Annotated in this window: 3 protein-coding genes; 1 reads left to right on the top strand and 2 read right to left on the bottom strand. The window is 68.5% G+C overall.

The genetic code is table 11. The features are described from left to right. A partial coding sequence (locus MFF42_RS23580; protein WP_238258199.1) for a right-handed parallel beta-helix repeat-containing protein occupies nt 1-1361 on the top strand: 1361 nt, incomplete at its 5' end. A 35-nt stretch (nt 1362-1396) separates the two neighbouring features. Here MFF42_RS23580 and MFF42_RS23575 read toward each other — a convergent pair. Both MFF42_RS23575 and MFF42_RS23570 read right to left on the bottom strand, forming a co-directional pair. Beyond that, nucleotides 1397-1912, bottom strand: coding sequence for a hypothetical protein (locus tag MFF42_RS23575; RefSeq protein WP_238258197.1), 516 nt, complete (start codon nt 1910-1912; stop codon nt 1397-1399). Between the two features lie 419 nt (nt 1913-2331). Then, a partial coding sequence (locus MFF42_RS23570; protein WP_238258195.1) for a glycosyltransferase occupies nt 2332-2696 on the bottom strand: 365 nt, incomplete at its 5' end.

Here is a 2696-nt window from a genome sequence, read left to right as displayed (position 1 = left end):
GGGTCGAGGGCTTCTGGCGCTGGGACTGGCTCCTGGAAACGCTCCCCGTCGCGCAGGTCGATCCGCGCCGCCGCCGGCTCGAACTGGATGCCCCGCCCTACGAGGGCATCCGCGAGGGCGCGCGGATGCGGGTCGTCCACGCGCTCGGCGCCCTCGACGAGGCCGGCGAGTGGTGGAGCGACCGCGAGAGCGGCCTTCTGCTGGCCTGGCCGTCCCCCGGCGCGGCCGAGCTGGAAGCGAGCCTCGCCGAGACGCTGATCCAGGTGGACGGCGCGCGGCACCTGCGCCTCGAGCGGCTTCGGCTGGAGCGCGCGCGCGGCGACCTCGTGACCGTGCGCGGCGGCGAGGATATCGAGATCCGGGCGAGCGACCTGGGCTGGGCGGCCGGCCGCGCGGCGGTGTTCGAGGGCGTGACCGGCGGCGGCGTCTCCGGCAGCGCGATCCACGATATCGGCGCGAGCGCGGTCCGCCTCGTCGGCGGCGACCGCGCCACCCTCCGGCCCGGCGGCCTGTTCGTGCGCGATTCCCGCTTCACCCGCTTCTCGCGGCTGAGCCGCACGCAGAGTTCGGCGATCGAACTCGACGGCGTCGGCGCGGAGGCGAGCGGGAACCTCATCACCGACGCGGCCGGCTACGCGGTCTACCTGCGCGGCAACGATCACCTGTTCCGCCGCAACGAGGTCGCCCGCCTCATCCACGGCCTGAGCGACACCGGCGCGATCTATGCGGGCCGCGATTTCACCGCCCGCGGCTCGATCATCGAGGACAACTACGTCCACGACATCCGCACCGATCCGGGGAGGGAGGTGAAGGGCGTCTACCTCGACGACATGGCGAGCGGCTTCACCATCCGGCGCAACCTGTTCGTCGATGTCCAGCAGCCGGTCTTCATCGGCGGCGGCAGCGACAACGTCGTCACCCGCAACGTCTTCGTCGCCTCGAGCCCGATGGTCGCCCTCGACGCGCGGGGGCTGACCTGGATGAAGCCGTCGCTCAACGAGGCGGATTCGGAGTTCCGCGCCGCCTTCGCCGCGATGCCGCTCGATTCACCGCCCTGGCGGATGCGCTACCCGAAGCTCGCCGAGGCGCTATCCGACGATCCGGGCCGGGCGCGCAACAACCAGATCATCGACAACGTGGTGATCGGCGGCGGCGACCTCTTCGCCTTCACCGAGAAGGCCGAGGCGGGTCGGCAGATCAGTTTGTACAACACCCGCCTCGACGGGCCGCCCCCGCCATCCGGCGACCTCGCCGCGCTCGCCCGCTTCGCCGCCTCGCGCGGCGTCACGCTCGGGCTCGATCCGCCGACCCTGCGGCGGGACGGGTTGCCGGCCTCGCCGTTCACGGATGCGCGCCGCTGACGCGCCCTCCGCGAGGACGCCTCAGGCACCCTTCCTCACGCAACCTTGGACGGCATCTCGGTGAGGACCGAAAACTCGCTGACGATGGCCTCGTGCACCTGCTTCAGCCAGTCCTCGGCGATGCGTGCCCGCTCCTCGGCTGCCTCCGCCCGCTCTTCCGCCGCGCGGATCCGCTGCTCGGCCTGAGCCTGCACGTTGGCCGCCCTGGTCTCCGCCGCCCGGACCCGCTCGCTCGCCAGCTTGATGTCGTCGCGGACGCGCTCCAGGAGCTCGTGCACCCGCTGCTCCTGCTCCTGGGCCTGCGCTTCGACCTCGCGGGTCCGGTGAGCGGCGGCGCGCACGCGCTCGATCAGGTTCGCCCAATCCTGAGAAGATGAGGGCGGCGCCATCACGGACACGCTCGCATCGGCATCCGTTTGAACGAGGCGCAGGATACTGGTCAGGCTATCGGTCGGCTTCGGAGCGTCTTGAGATACGACAGGCATATTTTGAGACTCGGAGAGATCAAAATCAAGCGGACGCTCCCAGCGCATCTTCTTGACAATGTCCATCTTGAAAAGCTTCCAGCGAGACATGGAGGCACGGCGGATACATGCGGGCGAGGTATGATCCGCAAAAACACGATCATTCAAAACAATCGTCTGAAGCAAGACAAATTTTTAACAATGAAATTGCCAAGTTTGCCTTCCGGATCGATGTTGTAAAAATATCACAACATGGTTTATGCATACTTTCATACATTAAGACGGTCGATTTCTTCGTCTTGGCCGCTCGGATGTCGTGGTGCGGCAGCCAGAGGCGATCGACTGCATCGCAATTCTGGGGCGACCCGTCGCATCAACGAATGACTTCGCTGAAGTCGGGTCTCTCGACTGTTTGCGAGGCCGGCAGATCGATTTCTCGTGTCTTCGGCAGCCTTGGGCGAGGCGAGGCCCGCGTTCCGCAGACCGCCGCCGACCCGGCATCGCGGTCAGGTGCGGTCTGCCAGAAGCGGTTCGAGGGCGTCGAGGTAGCCCGCGACGGCCGCCTCCACGGTGAAGTGCGGAAGGGCGCGCGCCGCCGCGCGCCGCAAGTCCTGCCGGCGGCTCTCGTCGTCGAGGAGATGCAGAGACGCCGCGGCCCACTCCGCCACGATCATCGGCCGCACCTCGCCGCAGCCATAGGCTTCGAGCAGGCCGCGGGCCGCGCCGGAATGGGGCGAGGCCAGCACCGGCGTCCCGCTCTGGAGCGCCTCCTGCACCACGATTCCCCAGACGTCGCCGCGGCTCGGGAACAGGAAGAGCCGCGCCGAGGCGTAGACGTCGGGCAGCGCCTCCTGGGCGAGGAAGCCGTCGA

Source organism: Methylorubrum podarium, assembly GCF_022179745.1.
In the GTDB taxonomy this organism is placed as follows: Bacteria; Pseudomonadota; Alphaproteobacteria; order Rhizobiales; family Beijerinckiaceae; genus Methylobacterium; species Methylobacterium podarium.
This window is presented reverse-complemented; position numbering and strand designations above follow the sequence as displayed.